The organism is Nocardiopsis coralliicola (assembly GCF_054779695.1).
The window spans coordinates 37,516-56,025 of record NZ_BAAGXT010000041.1; the positions used below are offsets into that span (position 1 = coordinate 37,516).

Consider the following 18,510-nt stretch of genomic DNA (forward strand, 5'->3'; position numbering starts at 1 on the left):
ACGGGAGGACAGTATTCAGGTGAACGGGGGATGCGGCGGCGGCACCGTTGCCGGCCCCGGTGGTACTGGGGGTGCGGGAGCGCCCGGCCCCGGTCAGCCCTCCAGGGTCACCGCGTTGAAGTTGTAGCCGCCCAGCGGGTGGCCGGTCACGGTGGGCTCAATGCCCTTGACGCGGGAGGACATGCCGTCGATGAGGCTGGGGAAGCCCCACACGATGTAGCCGCCGCGCTCGTACTCGATCTCCATGGCCTTCTGGACCAGCTTCTTGCGCTCGTCGTCGTCGACGGTGCCGCGGGCCTTGTCGGCGGTCTCGATCCACTCCTCGTCGTCCCAGTGCGTCTCGTTGAACGGGGCGCCCGGGTAGGTGCCCTGCGCGGCCTGGGACAGGTAGTGGCGGCCGGCCCAGAAGTCCTGGGCGAACGTCCACTCGAGGTAGTTGTCGCCGTAGAACTCCTCGCTGGTGACCTTCTTCAGCTTCACGGTCACGCCGGCTTCCTTGGCCTGCTCCTGGAAGACCTGGGCGGCCGATTCGGCGCCGGCGCTGATCGGGCCGGTGACCAGCTCGACCTCGAGGTCGTCCTCGTAGCCGGCCTCCTTGAGCAGCTCGCGCGCCTTGTCGATGTCCTGCTCGCGCTGCGGCAGCTCCTCGTTGTAGAACGGGTCGAAGCGGCCGTAGACGTCGTTGCCGATGAGGCCGTAGCCGCTGAGCGCCTGCTCGACCATCTGCTCGCGGTCGACGATCAGCCGGAACGCCTCGCGGACCTTGGCGTCGTCGAACGGCTCCTTGTCGACGCGCATCGTGAACGGCAGCCACATGCCCGACTCGGATTCGAGGATGGCGGTGGCCTCGTTGCTCTCGATGACCTCGATCTGGCTGTGCGGCACCTGCGCGATGACCTCGACCTCGCCGGAGATCAGCGCGTTGACGCGGGCGCTGTCGTCGTCGAAGTTGATGATCTCCAGCTCGTCCATCGTGGGGCGGCCGTCCCAGAAGCCGTCGAACGCGGTGAAGACGCTGCGCTCGCCCTTGGTGAACTCGGAGAACTGGAACGGGCCGGCGCCGACCGGGTTCTCCGGGTCGAAGTCCGGCGGGACGATGCCGGTGGCGTACTCGGCGCACAGCTCCTGGAAGGTGACCAGCGGGCCGTCGAAGGGGATCTCGACGGTGCGGTCGTCGACCTTCTTCATGTCGTCGCGCTTGAGCGTGGACAGCTGCTCGCCGCTGACACCCGGCTTGTCCGGGTCGGTGATCCGCTCGAAGCTGGCGATGACCGCGTCGGCGTCGATGGCGCTGCCGTCGTGGAAGGTCAGGCCGTCCTTGAGCGTCACCGTCCAGACGTCGGCGTCCTCGTTCGGCTCGACCGACTCGGCCAGCGCCATCGTGATGGAGAAGTCGGGGGCGAACCCGCACAGGCCCGCGTGCAGGTTGTGCACCCGTGCGATGTCGGGGTTGTCCACCGGCTGGTGGGCGTCGAGGGTGTCGTTGGAGGAGCCGCCGGCGACACCGACGCGGAGCCGGCCGCCGCCCTCGCTGGAGCCTCCACCGCCGCCGCAGCCGGCGAGTACCGGAACGACGACGGCGCCGGCGGCGCCCGCCATCAGGACGGTGCGTCGGCTCGGCGCCGAGTCGGGGGAGGCGGGCTGATGATGGCCGGACTCGGTTTCGTACGGCTGGGACGACACGGGACACCTCGTTCAGGCTCGGTTCGGGTCACGGGTGCCCGGGGCCGGTCCGGGTGCGGGGAGGGACCGGGGCGGGGCAGGGCACCCCGTCGGGCGGACCCTGATCCGCGCCGACCCAACCGATAGTCATCACCCCGATGGACCACGTCAAACCGTGTCGAAGCGGATGCAGTACGTGCGCGCGGACGAGCCGGGCACCCTGTTTCACTCCGCTACCTTGGGTAACAATTGCGGCGCCAACCTGGGATTATGCGATTATCGCAAGTTGTGGTGTCTGCGTACCGATCCGGATGGCGGAAGAGTGGCCTACGGCGTGTCTGCTGTCATTCCGGGGCCGCGGGTCGTGATCGAATCGATGTCACCGGGACGTCGAACCTTGAGGTTTGGCTTTACTTTTGTCCGTTATGTCTCTTTTGTCGGTATTGCTGGTCCGGATTGGGTCGCGGATCAGTGGCGCGGCCCCGCCGCGCGCCCGCCCTGGCGGGCGGTGAGCGGCTGTGTGCGCGGCGGGGCCGCCGGTCCGGTCAGGCGGGCGCGGGTACCGGGCCGTCCAGCAGGGCGCGCGACTCGGCCAGCGCCTGCGGCCCCGCGGTGAAGTCCGGATCGACCTGGGCGCGCAGGTCGGCGGCTGTTCCGCGCTGCGCCCACGCATCGGCGTTGCGCAGGTGGAACTCGACGCCGAGCCGGGTGAACCGCTCCCAGTCCTGCTCGGCCGACTCGGCCGCGGCGTGCATCCAGGCCAGCGCGGCCAGGTTGGCGTCCTCCAGCTCGCTCAGCGGCGGGTGGCCGCCCTTCTCCATCGCCCGGACCCAGCGGGAGCGGCCGAAGCAGGCGGCGAGCGCGCCGCCGGTGTGCGCGCGCAGGAACTCCTCGTCGGCCTCGTCCTCCACCTTGTTGCCGATCACCGCGATCCGCACCCCGTGCTCCGCGGCGTGCTCGGCGTACTGCCGGTAGACGCCGACGCCGCGCAGCGTCGGCTCCGCGACCAGGAACGTCACGTCGAAACGGGTGAACAGGCCGGAGGCGAAGGAGTCCGCGCCGGCCGTCATGTCGACGACGGCGTACTCGTCCGCCCCCTCCACCAGGTGGTTCAGGTACAGCTCGGCTGCGCCGACCTTGGAGTGGTAGCAGGCGACGCCGAGGTCGCTCTCGGCGAACGGGCCGGTCGCCATCAGCCGGGCGCCCGGCGCGGCCGGGACCGGCACCGAGAACGCCTGGTGCACCGGGTTGTCCGGTTCCAGGTCGAGCAGGCGCGACCCGCGGCCGGGCGGTGTCGTCTTGATCATGTCCGCGGCCGCCGGGATCCGCGGGTTGGCGCCGCGCAGCAGCTCCTTGATCTCGGTGAGCCCGCCGCCCAGCGGCCGCAGCCCGTCCAGGTCGCGCTCCGGCACCCCGAGCGCCTGGCCGAGGTTCTGGTTGATGTCGGCGTCGATGGCCACCGCGCGGCGCCCCGCCTCGGCGAGGTAGCGGGTGAACAGTGCGGAGAGGGTGGTCTTCCCGCTGCCGCCCTTGCCCGCGAATGCGATCTTCATGACCGGTTCCCTTCGGTGTCAGTGATGACAACGATTATCGTTTGCACTGCCGGGCTCTGTCAGGCGTTCGGCTGAGGAGTGCGGAAGTTTTGCCGACCGCTCGCGCCCGGCGCGTGATCGTGCAGGTCGGGCGGGCCGCCGGCGGCGCGGACGGCGCTGGTGTGCCGGGCGCCGGCCGCGGGGCGGAGTCCTTTGTCGTAATCCGAAGGGACACGGGCGTGCGTTTTGTGAGGGATCCGGCGCCCTGCGGGGTGAGGTGTGCTGTCCTGGACACGGTGCGCCGTTGTCTAAGGTGAGGCCAGCGGGTGCCGTCGGCCGGTGATGGGAGTGACACGGGGATGACCGAATCGCAGCGCCTTCGGGACCACGCGGCCACTGACCCCTTTGCGGCCGACCGGCCCGGCGGAGAGGCGCTCGCGGCGGGCGCCACCGACCACACGGTGTGGAGCTGCGTCGGGAACCTGACCGCGGTGCGGTCCATCCGGGCCCGCGTGCGCGACGTGCTGGAGCGCGCCTACGGGCCGGGCGGCGCGGTCGACGACGCCGAGCTCGCGGCGAGCGAGCTCGCCACCAACGCGCTGCTGCACTCCCGCTCCGGCCAGGTGGGCGGTGTGATGACGCTGTTCATCCGGACCGACCCGGGGGCGGCCCGCGTCGCAGTCGCCGACCAGGGCGAGAAGCACGCCGACGCGCACAGCACCGACGGATCCCTGCGCGAGGCCGACGGCGACTACGGCCGGGGCAAGCTCATCATCGAGAGCTGCACCTCGCGCAGCGGCGAGTACGTCACCGACACCACCCACGTCGCCTGGTTCGAGATCGACGTGCCCGTCCGCTGAACCGGAGCCCTCCGAACCATCCGGAACCGGACGGCCGCCGTCCGGCGGCACCGGGGATCCCGGCGGCGGGGCCTGGTGCGCAGCCCGGGCCCGGCCGGGGCGGGCGGAACGCCTGGCGGTAGCGTCGGAGTGCGCCCGCAGCGGGCGCTGCCCGGCCGCAGCCGCACCGCTGCGGCCGCGGTGACCGCAACCGCGTCGCGAGGCTTGCTGAGAGAAGGGCCCCACCGATGGCTGTCGACCCCGTACTGGAGCGGTACCTGCAGACCCTCCCCAGTGGCGTCTTCGACGGCTCCCTCGACCTTCCCGCCGAGCGCGCCCGGGAGCGCGCGGAGGCGCTCGCCGCGCCGCGCATCGCCGGCGCAGCCGTCCGCGACCTCCAGATCCCCGGCCCGCCCGGCGCACCGGACGTGCCGGTGCGCGTCTACACCCCCGGGACCCCGGCGGGCGCCGCCCGCGCTGCGGACCGCAGCGCGGTCCTCTACCTGCACGGCGGCGGCTTCGTGGTGGGCGGCCGCGACACCCACGACAACGCCGTCCGGCTCCTTGCCGAGCGCACCGGCGCCGTCGTCGCCTCCGTCGACTACCGGCTGGCTCCCGAACACCGCTACCCGGCCGCTGTGGACGACGTCCGCGCGGCCCGCGGGTGGCTGCTCAGCGCCGCCGAGGAGCTCGGAGCCGCGCCAGGGCGGGTGGCTCTGGCGGGCGACAGCGCCGGTGCCTTCCTAGCGCTCAGCGAGGCGCTGGGCGCTCCCGGTACCGTCCCGCCGCTCGGGGCTGCGCCGCCCGAAGCCCTTCTCCTCGTCTACCCGGCCACCGGTTTCGGCGGTACCGGTTCCGGCTCCGGCGCCCAGGACCCGCCCGCGGACCTCGGTCTGAGCGCGGCGGAACTGGACTTCTACCGCACCGCGTTCTTCGGCGGGCCGCCGCCCGAGCCGTTCGCCGCGCACCTGCTCGCCGCCGCGGCCGGCGGCTTCCCCGGGCTGCCGCCGACGGTGGTGCTGACCGCCGAGTACGACCCGCTCCGGCCCGAGGGCGAGGCGCTCGCCGCGGCGCTGGACACCGCCGGAATCCCCGTCGGCCTGTTCCCCGGGCCGGGCCTCATGCACGGCTTCCTCCGCTGCATGCACGCCGTCCCCGCCGCCCGCGGCGCGGCCGAGGACGCGTTCACCGCCTTCGCCCGCCACCTCTGACCCGGCCCTGCCGCGGCGCCGGACGGGACACCGCGCGGCGCGCAGGCCCGCCGATGGACCTCTGCCTGCCCGGGTCCGCAGTTCCACGGCCGCTCCGCGCGGGTTCACGGCGGCATGGCGCCGTTCCGTCCGTCCCGCCGCGGATGTCCGAACGGCATCCGGGCGGCGCAGCGGGGTTCGGCAGAGCATCGGGAGAGCGTGCGACCGGCGGGGCAGCCCGCTCGGGCGGCAGTCAGCCGGCGGCCGAGCGGGTGGGCGGGGCTCCCTGGACCGTGGCGCTGCCCTGGTCGGCGCCGGGGACGGCGACGGAGGCGCCGGCGCCCAGGGCGGCAGCGGTGAGAGCGAGGGCGTCGGCGTCCGGCAGGCGCGGGTCGACGGCCACCAGGTCGGCCGGGCCGGGAGCCAGGCGGCGGCCGAACTCGGCGCACCGCTGAGCGAGCTGTGCACCGGACCGGGTCGCCAGCGAGCCGTCCGCGGCGACCGAGAGCAGGGCGCCCGGCGGCGCGGGGGCGGCCGGATCCGGCGCCCCGGGCAGGAGCAGGTCGTCGAACGGCGTGGTGCCGGGCGCGCCGCTGAACGCCAGTACCTGCCGCACCCGGGACCGCTCCGCCAGGGCCAGGGCCGTGCGGGCCCCGGCGGCGTCGGTGATCAGGACGCGGGTGTCGTAGGCGCACAGCAGCGCGGCGTAGTCGGCCGGTGCGGCCGCGGTGTGCAGCGGCAGCGCCGTGCCGCCCGCCGCCAGCACGCTGAGCGAGGCGAGGAGCCGGTCGGCGCCGGGCCTGCACAGCACCGCCGCCGTGTCTCCGCTCCGCGCGCCGCGTCGGCGCAGGCCCGCGGCGGCGTGTTCGGCGGTGGCCGCGAACGCGATGCCGGAGATCCGCCCGCCGCCGGCCGTGTGGACGGCCGGAGCGCCCCCGGCCGCGCGCAGCCGGTCCAGCAGTCCGCCGGGAAACGCCGCGGGGTCCGCGAGATCGGCGCCGCGCTGCTGCGGAGTCATCTGTCTCCCTCGATCCGGCATCCGGGCGCCGCGCGTACTGCGGTCCCTGGCGGGCCGTGCCGGCGGTGCTCGATCGGCGCCTCCCGGACTCGCCACGCCCCCTCCGCGTGGCGAGTCCGGCAGTGCCCTGGCCGCCGCCCCGGAGCGCCTCCCCTCGACGCGCTCCGGGCACGGCCGGTTCCCCAGCGGATCCGCCGGGAATGCCCGCTGCCGCCCCGCCTCCCCCCGAGAACCGGGCCGAGCGGTGCGGACGTGCCGGGTGTGCACCCGTCCCCGATCCGCTGAACCCCCGGAGACGCGCACCTCCGGAGGCGCGGGGACGCCCTCCTCCTCCGCCGGACCGGCGGGGCGGGGCGGGGCGGGGCGCGTCCCGATGTCCCTGACACTAGCGCGATCGCAGCCGTTTGCACATGCATACACGTGTGCAGCTGCATATGTATTTTTCGCCCGGCGGGGGCATTCTGAGGATTCCCGGTGGCGCTGAGCGGCCGTCGGCGCAGGTGGCTCCGGTGCACTCGGCGCCGCGCTCCCGCCGCCCCCGGCGGCGTGTGCGCCGTGCCGGCCGGCCGCTAGTCGGGGTGAGCGGTCGCGGTGCCGGCGCCGCCGCGGCGCCGGACCCATTCGGTGATCTGGAGCCGGGAGGTGACGCCGAGCTTCCGGTTGATGTTGGCGATGTGCCGGGCGGCGGTGGCGGTGGCGATGGAGAGCCGATCGGCGACCGCGCGGTTGCCGAGCCCCTCCGCGACGAGGAAGGCGATCTCCTCCTCGCGCGGAGTGAGGGCGGCCTGCTCCGGGATCGGGGCCGGCCGCACCCTGCGCTTCCGGCGCGGCCGCGCCGGCGCCAGCGGGTCGGTGCCCGCAGCCGTGCGCAGCGCGCCGGGGGAGTCCGGCGAGGGGAGGGCGGGCGGAGCGCTGCGCGCCCGCGGGCGGCCGCTTTCGGTCACCTGGAGCGCCAGCTCGACCGCGTCGCCCGCGGTGAGTTTGCCGCCCTCGCGCAGCCAGGCGGCCAGAGTCGCCGCGTCCACACCGAAGGCGTCGCCCCGCGGCGCCTTCGGACGGTGCGGGCGGTGCGGCTCGGCGCGGGCCCGCAGCCCGGCGGCGGCACCCCACAGCAGAGCGGCCGAGCGCACCTCGCCGGCCGGAGCCGCAGCGCGCGCGATCGAGCTGAGCCCCACCGCCACACCGGTCAGCTGGCCGGTGTTCTGGCTGAGCAGCAGTCCTTCGGCGAGGTAGTCGTAGGCCTGGTCGGTGGCGCCGAACGCCTGCGCGACGCGGCCCACCCCGTACAGGCAGCGGGCCAGCTCCGGAGCAGAGCCGGACTCGCGCTGGATGTCCAGCGACTCCCGGTAGCACCGGTCGGCCGTGACGAGGTCGCCGTCCGCCTCGGCCGCGGTGGCCTGGGCGATCAGCGCCACGCCGACGCCCCACCGGTGGTCCATCCCGCGCAGGATCATCAGCGACGCGTTGAACAGTCCTTCGGCGTTGCCCGCCTCGCCCCGGCGGGCCGCTGCGGTGGCCTGGGTGCACAGCGCGATCGCCTCGTTCCACAGGTCCCCGGTGCGGCGGGCAGCGGGGATCAGCGTGTCCAGGATGCGGTCGGCCTGCTCGGTGTCGGCGGCGCGCAGCGCGACCAGCGCCAGCATGTTCCGCGCGGCATGGGCGGTGGCGGTGTCGCCGGCCTCCTCGGCGGGCGGCAGGGCCCGCTCGGCGTGCCGGCGCGCGACATCCTGGTCGCCCCGGGCCCAGGCCAGTTCGGCCGTTCCGGCGTGCGCGCGGGCCCGGGCGCCGGCAGTGCCGCCGGGCAGTGCGAGGAACCGCTCGCACCAGCCCATCCCCTCGGTGAAGTGGTAGCCGGTGCCCCAGAAGGGGCGCAGCCCGGCACAGAGCCGCAGTCCCTCCTCGACGTCGCACCGGTCCGCCGACCACTGCAGCGCGGCGCGGATGTCGTCGTACTCCGCCTCCGCCGACTCCCAGTGCGACGACCGCTCCGCCCAGGGCATCAGCCGCCCGGCAACGGCGGACGTGCCGATCTGGCCGGCGATGGAGAGGACGTGCTCCCGGTGCCGCGCGCGCACGGCCTCCTCCTCGCCGGAGGCGGCGCTGAGCTCGGCGGCGAACGCCCGCACCGGCGCGGGCAGCCGGTAGCGTGCGCGGCCCTGGAACTCGCGGGTGAAGGCGGTCAGCGACCGCTCGGACAGTGCCGAGACGAGGTCGAGCACCTCCTCCTCGGCGATCCGCTCGCCGCGCACCGCCGATCCGCGCGGCCCGCCGGCCGGCAGCGCGGGGGACGGCGCGGCTCCGGCCGGGGCGTCCGCGCACACCTGCTCGGCCGCCTCCAGCGTCCAGTCGGCAAAGACCGACAGTCGCCGCAGCAGCACCCGCTCCGGTCCGGAGAGCTGTCCGTGGACCTCTTCGAGCACGGTGCGCAGCACCTGCGCCCGCGGTGCCGGCCCCTGGGCGGGCGCCCCGCCGGTGCACTGCTCGGCGAGGCGCGCGGCCGCGGCCGGCGGCCCGTCCCGCAGCCAGGGCGCGGCCAGTTCGATCGCGAGGGGGATGCCGTCCAGCGCCCGGCAGATGCGGGCCGCCGCGGCGAGCCGCTCTGGCGCCCCCTCCTCCGGTGCGCTCCGGCCGCACCGCTCCAGCAGCAGCCGCACCGCCTCGGAGGCGGCGGTCTCCTCCGGCCCCGCGCCCTCGCCGGGCACGGCCAGCGGCGGGACGCGCCAGATGGCCTCTCCGGACAGCCCCACCGGCACCGCCGAGGTGATCAGCAGCGACACCTGCGGACAGGAGGCGAGCAGCGCCGCGCCGAACGCCGCCGCCTCCGCGCGCACCGCGGTGCAGTCGTCCAGGACGATGAGTGCGCGCCGGGCGCTGAGCGCGTCCAGCAGGGTCCGGTCGAGCGGGCGCCACCGCTCCTCGGTCACCCCGACGGCCGCCGCGACCCGTGCGGCGATCGCGAATCCGGCGCCGTCCGGAGCGACTCCGCCCAGCTCAGCCAGCCAGACCCCGTCCGGGAACGACCCGGTGGCCTGCGCGGCCACGCGCAGGGCAAGGCGCGTCTTGCCGATGCCGTCCACCCCGCACAGGGTGACGGCGCGATCGGCGGCGAGTAGGCGGAAGAGGTCGCTGAGGTCGCGTTCCCGGCCGACGAAGGCGTCGGCCTGCCGGGGGAGGTTGTGCCGAGCCGGCGCGGATCGAGGTGCCATGGCCATCACGCGAGCAGGCGGTCGGGGGCCGCTCTCACCTTGCCTGAGGGTAAGGGCGTTGCGTGGGGATCGGGTGCGGCGGCCGCGCGGGTCCGCGCGGTCGGTCTGCGGGCTGGCCGCTCCGGAGGTTCCGCCCGGGGTGCTTCCACGGGGGGAGCGGGGCGGCGGCCGGTGCAGGGGGGCCGTGCTCCGTTCTTAGTAGGTGGATCGGGCCGGTGCAAGCGATACGCAGCAATCGGTGCACGCAGGGCGACGGCGCGGCGGTGCGAGACGGTACAGGCCGGGGCGGCCCCGAACGGATCAGTGCAGGACGGCGCCACGGGCCCATACGGGGCGGAACGCGCGGGCCGCGGGCGGGGTCAGCGGTCGAGGTCGTTCCGGTGCGCCCACTCGGCGAGCTGCGTGCGCGAGGTGAACAGGAGCTTGCGGAAGATGTTGGCGATGTGCCGCGCCGCGGTCGCCTGGCTGATGACGAGCCGCTCGGCGATCGCGCGGTTCGACAGGCCCTGGGCGACGAGCGCGGAGATCTCCCGCTCCCGCGGAGTGAGCAGCGACGGGTGCGCGCGCCGCGGCGGGAAGCTCAGAGCCCGCTCCATGACCGCTTCGAGCGGCAGCTCGCGCCAGGCGAGCCAGCACTTCTCTGCGACGTCGTCGGCGAGGTGCCCGCCGGCCCGGCGGCGCAGCTCCGCTGCCCGCGCCGACGGGTGCAGCGCGTCGGCAGCCCCGGCGAGCGAGGCCGCCCGCTCCGGCTGCTCCTCGGCGGCCGCCAGGTCGGCGAGCCCCTCCAGGGCCCGGGCGACCGCGGCCGGTCGGCCGCTGGGCAGGCTCAGCCGCAGGCACTCCGACAGCCGGCGGCGCGCGCCGGAGAGGTCGCCGCGGGCCAGGTCGAGGCGGCCGAGCGCGGCCGTGCACCGCGCGATGTCGGCGGTGAGGTCCAGTTCGGCCGCGGGCTGCAGCGCCTCGGCGAGCCGCTCGCTGGCCGCCTCCAGCGCGCCCGCGGCGAGGTCCAGCTCACCGAGGGCGGCCTGGGCCCGGCCTACGGTCCAGCGGTCGTCCACCGTGCGCCCGAGGGCCAGCGCCCGCTCCAGGAGGCCCCGTCCGCCCGGTGCGTCGCCGCTGGCCAAGGCCGCGTCGGCAAGCTGCAGGAGCAGCGCCGCCTGCCCGAACAGGTCGCCGGCCGCCTCCGCCGCCGCCAGCGCCGCGGGCCCCCGGGACCGGGCCGCCCCGGCATCCCCCCGCCGGGCAGCGGCCGCGGTCAGCGCGGTGCGCGCGACGGCCTCGGCGGTGGCCGCCGCCGCGCCGCCGGACCCGGTCCGGCCCGCGCGCAGCGCTTCCTCGGCTGCCTGTTCGGCGCGGTCCGGACCGAACTGGTCCAGCATCATCTCGGCGCGCACCGAGGCGGCCAGGGTGCGCAGCGGGCCCGGGCCGACGCTGCCCATCAGCTTCTCCAGCCGGGAGCGGCCCTGCGGCTGCAGGTCGCGCAGGAACCAGTGGAAGCGCAGCGCGACGCAGATGCGCAGCCCCGGCTCTGCCAGCCCGAGCGGCCCCGCGTGGTCGAGCGCCTTGAGCGTGTTCTCCAGGCAGGAGTCGAGCAGCCGCACGATGCCGACCCGCTCCGGCCACGGTGTGGCCGCGTTCATCGCGGCGCCCATGCCCTCCATCCACTCCGCGGCGGTGCCCAGCGCGCGGCTCCACACCTCGGTCTCGTCGGCGGAGACCGCGAGCTTCTCCTCGGAGAAGAGCCGCACCGTCTCGGTCATCCGGTACATCGTTCCGGGCGCGGCGCCGTACTCCTCGGTGATGAGGGACTTGTCGAGCAGCGCCGCGTGCGCTTCGCCGACCTTTCCGGCCGGCAGTGCGCCGAACCCGCAGACCGGGCCGAGCAGGTCATAGACCCAGGAGCAGAACACCGCCAGCCGCCGGAACAGCGCCTGCTCGCCCGGAGAGAGCAGGTCGTGGCTCCACTCCAGCACCGCGCGCATGCTCTGCTGCCGGTTCGGCGCGGCGCTGCCGCCGCCGGCCGCCGAGAGCAGCCGGAACCGGTTCTCCAGCCGTTCGCGCACCTGCTCGGCGCTGAGCACCCGGATGCGGGCGGCGGCCAGCTCCACCGCGAGCGGCAGGCCGTCCAGGCGTCGGCAGACATCCAGCACCGCCGGGGTGTTCTCCGCGGTGAGCGCAAACCCCGGCCGGGCCGCGCGGGCGCGCTCCACGAACAGCTGGACCGCCCCGTACTCCAGCGCCTTCTCGGGGGCGCAGGGGGCCGCGCCGGGAGCCGGCGCGGGCGCCAGGGTGAGCGGCGGGACGCGCCACACGGTCTCCGGCTGGGCGCGCACCGGTTCGGTACCGGTGGCGAGGATGTGCAGCCGCGGGCAGGCGCGCACCAGCTCCGTGCACAGGGCGCCGAGCTCGGGGGAGAGGCGCTCGCAGGTGTCCAGCAGGAGCAGCAGGTGGAGCGGGCGCAGCGAGAAGGCGAGCGAGTCGGCGGAACCGGTGTCCGGCAGCCCCAGGACGTGCGCGATCAGGGAGGGAGCGTCCTCGGGGGACTCGATGCGGCTCATGTCGACGAAGCAGGCGCCGTCGGCGAACCCGCCGGCCAGCCGCGCTGCGGCGCTCAGCGCCAGCCGCGACTTCCCGATGCCGCCGGCGCCGGTGAGGGTGACCATCCGGGTGTCCGCCACGAGCGCGGCGAGCTCCTCGACGTCGCGCTCGCGGCCGATCAGCCCATCGCTGGCAGGCAGGTTGTTGCGAGGATCGGACATGGCCTCGTTCACTGGACGGCAGGTGGGCCCTGCCTCGGCAGAGGCGGGGAGCCGTGACGCGGACAGTGTCCCACGGGGGGTCCGTGCGATTCCGGGAATGGCCGAATCCGGCTGTGGTGCCGGGATGGAGGCGGGTGGTCCGGAACGGCCGCGCCCCCGCCGCCCGGACCGGGCGGCGGGGCCGCAGCCGTTCCGGACCAGGGTCAGTTGTCGGCCGGCAGCCAGGCCGCGGGGTCGGCCGGGGCCTGCTCGCCGGTCGCCATGTCCTTGACCTCGTGGCCGCGGTCCTCGCCGAACGGCGGGAACCACACGAACGGGATCCCCTTCTTCGACGCGTACTGCACCTGCTTGCCCACCTTGGCGGCGCTGTGGAACACCTCGGTGTTGACCCCGCGCCGGCGCAGCGCGGCCCCGGTGCGCAGCGCGTCTGCGCGGCGCTCGTCGGACGGCACGACGACGAGGACCTGGGTCGGTGTCGCGCGCCCGCCGGACAGCCGGCCCTCGGCGACGAGCTTGGCGAAGATCCGGGTGAGCCCGATCGAGATGCCCACGCCCGGCAGCCGGCGCCGGATGAACTGGCCGGCGAGGTCGTCGTAGCGGCCCCCGGCGACGATGCTGCCGTAGCCGGGGTCGTCGTCGAACGCCGCCTCGTAGACGGTGCCGGTGTAGTAGTCCAGGCCGCGGGCGATCGACAGGTCGGCCACCGCGCTGCCCTCCGGCAGGTCGGCCAGCGAGTCCAGCACGAAGCCCAGCTCGTCCAGGCCGGTGTCGAGCAGCTCCGAGGAGACCCCGAGCTTGCGCACCGACTCCACCACGGAGCGGTCGGCGCCGCGGATCTGGGCGAGTTCCAGGCAGGTGTCGGCCTGGGCGACGGTGAGCCCGGCCTCCTCGGTCAGCAGCGCGCGCACCGCGCCGCCGCCGATCTTGTGCAGCTTGTCGACGGCGCGGATGACCGCCATCGGATCCGGGGCGCCGAGTCCTTCATAGACGCCCTGCAGGACCTTGCGGTTGTTGATGTTGAGCGTCCACGGCGGCAGGTTCAGGCCGCTCAGCACCTCGTGCGCGATCCGCGGCAGCTCGGCGTCGAAGTGCAGCGGGACGCTGTCGACGTTGATCACGTCGATGTCGCACTGGGTGAACTCGCGGTACCGGCCCTCCTGCGGGCGCTCACCGCGCCACACGCGCTGGATCTGGTAGCGCTTGAACGGGAACGCCAGGTCGTTGAAGTGCTGGGCGACGTAGCGCGCGAACGGCACGGTGAGGTCGAAGTGCAGGCCGAGCCGCGCCTCGGAGTCGTCGCCGCCGTCGTGCACCCGGTGCAGGGTGTAGACCTCCTTGGAGGTCTCGCCCTTGGCCATCAGCACGTCGAGGTTCTCCACCGACGGCGTCTCGACCGAGGCGAACCCGTACCGCTCGAAGCCGGCCCGGATATGGTCCTGCCAGCGCTGCTCCTCGGCCCTGATCTCCGGCAGCCACTCGGGGAAGCCGCTGATGGGGGTCGGACGGACGATGCGCTGATCGGACATCGGTAGACGGGTCTCCTTTGGACCGGCTGGTGGAACTGCGCTCCATGGTAGGCCCTGGTAGGGGACCGCGCGGTCGGGAGCGGGGCGCGGCGCTGCAGGGCCGCGCGGCTAATGGTGCGGCCGCGGTGCCGCGGGGCGGCGCCGCGGGAGGTGCGGATGCGCGCCCGCCGGTCCGCTCGGGGCGGCCTGCGCGCGCGGATGCTGCGCGGTGCCGCCAACCGGCTGGACGGTTGGGCGGCGGCGCCGGTACAGCGCCGCCACCGGCCCACATGGACGGTATGTGGGCCGGTGGGGCCACCGGGCGCAGAAGGTGTCGGCCGCGTGGGCCGTCCGTCTGTGCGACGGTGAGGACCGGTCCGGCCGGATGCCCTCTGCGCTACCGCTGTGCCAGTTCTGCGATCGCCGGGCTCCGCGTCGGCGGCCTCTGCCCACCACGGTAGACCTCGGCACCGGCCGCGGACACCGATCCCGGCGGCCGAAATGGGCCGCTCACAATGTCATAAAGTCCTCGCAGCACACTGCCCCCGCGGTGCAGGGGAGTGGTAGGAGCGTGCCCCGCGGTGCGGCCTGCGCCGCGGGCCGCAGGCCAGGGCGCCGCGCACGGCGGTGCGCTGCCCGGCGGGGTCTGCAAAGATGCATAAAACAGGCGTTAAACGGCATAGCTGGCAGGCGTTCGGCGGCAGCGGGCGGGAGCGGGAGTGGCCATGGCGGCGACGACACGGCGGAGGCAGCGGTGAGGGTGGGCTGGAAGCTCTACGGGGACGGCAGCGCCCCGCCGCCCGGCCAGGTCGTAGCGCCGGGAGAGCGGCTCTCCTGGGGCCGGACCATCGGCCTCGGCGCCCAGCACGTGGTCGCCATGTTCGGCGCCACGTTCGTGTTCCCGGTCATGATGGGGCTCGACCCCAACCTGGCGATCATGATGTCGGGCCTGGCCACCATCCTCTTCCTGCTCGTCGTGAACAACCGGATCCCCAGCTACCTGGGATCCAGCGCTTCCTTCGTCGGCGCGGCGACGCTGATCGCCGCGGGCGGCGGCGGCCCCGCCGTCATCACCGGCGCCGTCTGCGTGGCCGGCGTCGTCCTGGCGCTGTCCGGCTTCGCCATCCACCTGCTCGGCCCCAAGGCGGTGCTCGCCGCCTTCCCGCCGGCGGTCACCGGCGCCGTGGTCATGCTGATCGGATTCAATCTCGCGCCGGTCGTGGCGGACAGCTACTGGCCCTTCGACCAGTGGATCGGCCTGGCCACCATGGCCTTCGTGATGCTGGCGACGGTGCTGCTGCGCGGCTTCCTCGGCCGCATCACGATCCTGCTCGGCCTCGTCTTCGGCTTCGCCGCCTCGCTGATCGCCGACACCTTCTCCCGGGCCGGGGAACCGCGCGTCGACCTGTCCGGCGTCGCCGACGCCGCCTGGGTCGGCCTGCCGGAGTTCCATGCGCCGGAGTTCCAGCTCTCCGCGATCATGGTCGCGCTGCCCGCGGTGATCGCGCTGATCGCCGAGAACGCCGGCCACGTCAAGGCCGTGCAGGAGATGACCGGCGAGGACCTGGACCCCTACATGGGGCGCGCGATCGCCGCCGACGGCGTGGCGACTGCCCTGTCCAGCGCGGTCGGCGGCGCCCCGACCACCACCTACGCGGAGAACATCGGCGTCATGGCCGCGACCCGCGTCTACTCGACCGCCGCCTACTACTGCGCGGCCGTCGTCGCCGTGCTGTTCGGTCTCTGCCCCAAGTTCGGCGCGCTGATCGCCGCCGTCCCCGAGGGCGTGCTCGGCGGTATCACGGTCGTGCTCTACGGCATGATCGGCCTGCTCGGCGCCAAGATCTGGGTGGAGAACCGGGTCGACTTCGGCAACCCGATCGTGCTGGTGCCGCTGGCCGGCGGCCTCATCGCGGGCATCGGCGGCGTGCAGCTGGAGTTCACCGAGGCGTTCGTGGTCGAGGGCATCGCCCTCGGCACGATCATCACGCTGGCCGGATACCACGCGCTCTACTGGCTGGCACCGGAGTCGATGCGGCCGGAGCCCGCCGGCCCGTCCGCTACCCCGGGCGGGGGCGCCGGCACCGTCCTCGGAACCGGAGTGGACGCCGTGGAGGGGGCGGAAAGCGGCGCGGAAGGCGCCGCGGACCCATCCGGGGGCACCGAGTCCGATTCGAGTCCGTACGGGGACGAAGGTCCCGAATCGGGCACGGGGCGCCGCTGACCTGCCCGCGCGCCCGCGGGGCCGCGGCGCGGGAAAGCGCGCCCCGCGCCGCGATTCCGGCGAACCTTCCCAACCGGTCACACAGCGCGACCTGACGGTGCTAGGTTCACGGGGACGGCCTCCCGCGCGAAACTGCGCGGGCCGTATCCCTTTTGTGGCGGGCGATCCCGGTTTTCGGCGCTTCCGTCCCGCCGGCGCCTCGCACGAGGCCCGGCCGGCCCCGCTGGATCGGGGGCCGTTGCCGGGGCAGCCGCCCGATTCGCCGCAGCCGGAGCCGTGAGGACCCTGAGGACGCAGTGAACGAGTCACCGAAGCTCTCCACCAAGATCATCGTCGCCGGCGGGTTCGGAGTCGGCAAGACGACGTTCGTCGGCGCGATCTCGGAGATCCCTCCGGTGCGCACCGAGGCCGCCGTCACGGCCGCCAGCGTCGGCATCGACGACCTGTCCCAGACACCGGACAAGCAGAGCACCACCGTGGCCATGGACTTCGGCCGCATCTCGCTCGACACCGACCTGGTGCTCTACCTCTTCGGAACGCCCGGCCAGCAGCGCTTCTGGTTCATGTGGGACGACCTGGTGCGCGGCGCCCTGGGCGCCGTCGTCCTGGTCGACGTGCGCCGCCTGGAGGACTCCTTCCAGGCGATCGACTACTTCGAGAAGCAGTACCGCCTCCCGTTCCTCATCGCGGTGAACGACTTCGCGGAGGGGTCGCCGTACGCCGATAACGACCTGCGTGATGCGCTGGACCTCGATGCGGGTGTGCCGATTGTGCACTGCGATGCGCGGGATCGTCAGTCGGTGCTGGATACGTTGGTGGCGTTGGTGAAGCGTGCGATGGCGGTGGAGGCGCGTCAGCGCGGCGGCCAGCTGGTGACCTGAGGCGGCCCGCCCCGGTCCTGGCGCAACGGTGCGGGCGCCTCTCGGAGCGTCCTGCGGCAGCGGTCGCCCCGTCAGCGCGACCGCCCCCGGTCGGCGGGCGCCCGGTTGCGCATCCGCCGGTTCAGGCCCGCGTCGCGGTCGGCCGCGCGCAGTGCAGCGTTGACCGGCAGCACCGCCGCGGGCAGCGCGATCACCGTGCACAGCGCAGTGAGGCCCAGCAGCAGCCCCCACGGCACCGCCAGCGGTACCGCAGGCGCCCAGGCGGTCAGCGCCGACCTCAGGACGGCGAGCACGGCCACGGTGACCCCGGTGCCCAGCAGCGCGCCGACCGCGGTCACCCCCAGCGCCTCGCCCGCAACCGCACCCAGCACCTGCCGGCGCGACGCACCCGCGCGGCGCAGCGCGGCCAGGTCGTGCCGCCGGTCGACGGCCGACATCACCAGCGTCCCCGCGATCGCCGTGCACGAACTCAGCAGCACCGCGGTGAGCAGCACCGCTCCGAAGAGGCGCACCAGCCGGTCGTTCCCCTCCCGCCCCGGCTCCACGGCACCCGCCGCGTCGATCCGGACCGGGGCCCCGCCGGAAGCCTCCGCCCACGCGGCGCGCGCCTCCTCCGGATCGGCGCCACTCGGCGCGCCCAGATAGGCGAACCGGACCGGACCGCCGCCGATGCCGTCCGGCGGGGCGATGTAGCTGAAGCCGTTCCACGGGCCCGCGGCGAGCACCGCGTCGACGCGCAGCCGCACGCTGTCCCCGCCCGCGCCGATCCGGACCTCGACGGTGTCCCCGGCCGCCGCACCCAGCGCCGCGGCGTCCCCCTCGGCGAGCGCCGCACCGCCCGGGGCCAGGTCGGCGAAGGCGCCATCGGAGGCCGGCGGGTCGATGGCGGCGGTGATCGCGGCCGGGTCGACCGCCAGGGCGGTCCCGTCGAGTGCAGGGGCGGCATCCGGCTCCGCACCGACCGGCGCCACGTCGATCTCCCGCAGCTCAGCGACTTCCGCGCCGCCCCGGGCGAGTGCGGCGAGCAGCCGCTCCGGGACACCGCCGCCGCCCTGGCCGTCGCCGCTCGCCGCGGCGCCGGACGCGGTCGCCGTGGCGTCGGCGGCGGTCCAGGGCAGCGTGGCCGCGGCGGACGCCGCCGAGGTCACCGCCACCGGGCCGGCCAGGACCCCGGTGAGGCCGACGGTCAGCAGCACCGGTGCGCACAGCGACGCCGTGCGCCGCACCGACGCCGTCATGCTCTCCCGCACCAGCTGCGGCACCGCACCGGCGCCCGGCAGGCGGGACAGCGGCGCGGTGAGCAGCCGCGCCAGCGGCGGGATCACCACCGGCGCCAGGAACGCCGCGGTGAGGATCGCGCCCATCCCGGTCAGCACCGACAGCGGGACCATGCCGTCGCCCTCCGCCCGCGCCAGCCCGTACCCGGACAGCGCGGTCGCCGCGGCCGCGCCGGCGCCGAGCACCCAGCGGCCGGCGGTCATCGCGTGCGTGTCGACGGAGGCGTCCCGCAGCGCCTCCACCGGCTGCACCCGGCGGATGCGGCGGGCCGGTCCCCACACGCCGGCCATCGCCACCGCGCAGCCGGTGCCGAAGGCGAGCACCAGCGCGACCGGCTCGGCCGGGACCGCCGGGGGCTCCGGCGCGGCGCCGTCGCCGCGCAGCTCGACCGGCAGCAGCGCGACCAGCGGCCGCCC

The 18,510-nt window shown here is 74.9% G+C and carries 11 protein-coding genes; 4 read left to right on the plus strand and 7 right to left on the minus strand.

The window, feature by feature from the left end; genetic code table 11:
• Positions 1-93: 93 nt before the first annotated feature.
• A complete protein-coding gene (locus ACYVGT_RS22280) occupies positions 94-1,683 on the minus strand; it encodes an ABC transporter substrate-binding protein (RefSeq protein WP_460861769.1) in 1,590 nt (529 codons plus the stop codon).
• Between the two features lie 524 nt (positions 1,684-2,207).
• Positions 2,208-3,215 carry an ATP-binding protein gene (locus tag ACYVGT_RS22285; RefSeq protein WP_460861771.1) on the minus strand — a complete coding sequence of 336 codons (1,008 nt, stop codon included), beginning with the start codon at positions 3,213-3,215 and terminating at the stop codon, positions 2,208-2,210.
• Between the two features lie 338 nt (positions 3,216-3,553).
• On the opposite strand from ACYVGT_RS22285, the gene ACYVGT_RS22290 reads away from it, so the two are divergent.
• The gene (locus ACYVGT_RS22290; protein ID WP_460861773.1) at positions 3,554-4,054 is read left to right on the plus strand and encodes an ATP-binding protein; all 501 of its coding nucleotides are present in this window, start codon (positions 3,554-3,556) and stop codon (positions 4,052-4,054) included.
• A gap of 227 nt (positions 4,055-4,281) precedes the next feature.
• Positions 4,282-5,244, plus strand: coding sequence for an alpha/beta hydrolase (locus ACYVGT_RS22295; RefSeq protein WP_460861775.1), 963 nt, complete (start codon positions 4,282-4,284; stop codon positions 5,242-5,244).
• A 232-nt stretch (positions 5,245-5,476) separates the two neighbouring features.
• Here the strand turns inward: ACYVGT_RS22295 and ACYVGT_RS22300 are convergent, their stop codons facing one another.
• The 4 genes from ACYVGT_RS22300 to hisS all read right to left on the minus strand — a co-directional run bounded on the left by ACYVGT_RS22300 (position 5,477) and on the right by hisS (position 13,732).
• Positions 5,477-6,241: an AMP-binding protein gene (locus ACYVGT_RS22300; RefSeq protein WP_460861778.1), complete on the minus strand. Its 765-nt coding sequence runs from the start codon at positions 6,239-6,241 to the stop codon at positions 5,477-5,479.
• Between the two features lie 569 nt (positions 6,242-6,810).
• Entirely contained in the window at positions 6,811-9,447 is a 2,637-nt protein-coding gene (locus tag ACYVGT_RS22305) for a LuxR C-terminal-related transcriptional regulator (protein WP_460861781.1), read from the minus strand.
• 359 nt (positions 9,448-9,806) lie between these two features.
• A complete protein-coding gene (locus tag ACYVGT_RS22310; RefSeq protein ID WP_460861784.1) occupies positions 9,807-12,206 on the minus strand; it encodes a LuxR C-terminal-related transcriptional regulator in 2,400 nt (799 codons plus the stop codon).
• Positions 12,207-12,409: 203 nt separating this feature from the next.
• Complete coding sequence (gene hisS / locus ACYVGT_RS22315) at positions 12,410-13,732, minus strand: histidine--tRNA ligase (protein WP_460861787.1); 1,323 nt, start codon at positions 13,730-13,732, stop codon at positions 12,410-12,412.
• Positions 13,733-14,465: 733 nt separating this feature from the next.
• On the opposite strand from hisS, the gene ACYVGT_RS22320 reads away from it, so the two are divergent.
• A complete protein-coding gene (locus ACYVGT_RS22320; RefSeq protein ID WP_460861791.1) occupies positions 14,466-15,935 on the plus strand; it encodes a uracil-xanthine permease family protein in 1,470 nt (489 codons plus the stop codon).
• A 296-nt stretch (positions 15,936-16,231) separates the two neighbouring features.
• Positions 16,232-16,816, plus strand: a complete 585-nt coding sequence (locus ACYVGT_RS22325; RefSeq protein ID WP_460861793.1) for a GTP-binding protein — start codon at positions 16,232-16,234, stop codon at positions 16,814-16,816.
• A gap of 71 nt (positions 16,817-16,887) precedes the next feature.
• Here the strand turns inward: ACYVGT_RS22325 and ACYVGT_RS22330 are convergent.
• The coding region (locus tag ACYVGT_RS22330) for an ABC transporter permease (protein WP_460861795.1) at positions 16,888-18,510 on the minus strand (1,623 nt) is incomplete at its 5' end.

What these genes read in the sequence shown, in the direction of transcription:
- ACYVGT_RS22310 (WP_460861784.1), bottom strand. Translation starts at nt 12,206, where the DNA reads ATGTCCGATCCTCGCAACAACCTGCCTGCCAGCGATGGGCTGATCGGC.
- ACYVGT_RS22305 (WP_460861781.1), bottom strand. Translation starts at nt 9,447, where the DNA reads ATGGCACCTCGATCCGCGCCGGCTCGGCACAACCTCCCCCGGCAGGCC.
- ACYVGT_RS22290 (WP_460861773.1), top strand. Translation starts at nt 3,554, where the DNA reads ATGACCGAATCGCAGCGCCTTCGGGACCACGCGGCCACTGACCCCTTT.
- ACYVGT_RS22300 (WP_460861778.1), bottom strand. Translation starts at nt 6,241, where the DNA reads ATGACTCCGCAGCAGCGCGGCGCCGATCTCGCGGACCCCGCGGCGTTT.
- ACYVGT_RS22295 (WP_460861775.1), top strand. Translation starts at nt 4,282, where the DNA reads ATGGCTGTCGACCCCGTACTGGAGCGGTACCTGCAGACCCTCCCCAGT.
- hisS (WP_460861787.1), bottom strand. Translation starts at nt 13,732, where the DNA reads ATGTCCGATCAGCGCATCGTCCGTCCGACCCCCATCAGCGGCTTCCCC.
- ACYVGT_RS22285 (WP_460861771.1), bottom strand. Translation starts at nt 3,215, where the DNA reads ATGAAGATCGCATTCGCGGGCAAGGGCGGCAGCGGGAAGACCACCCTC.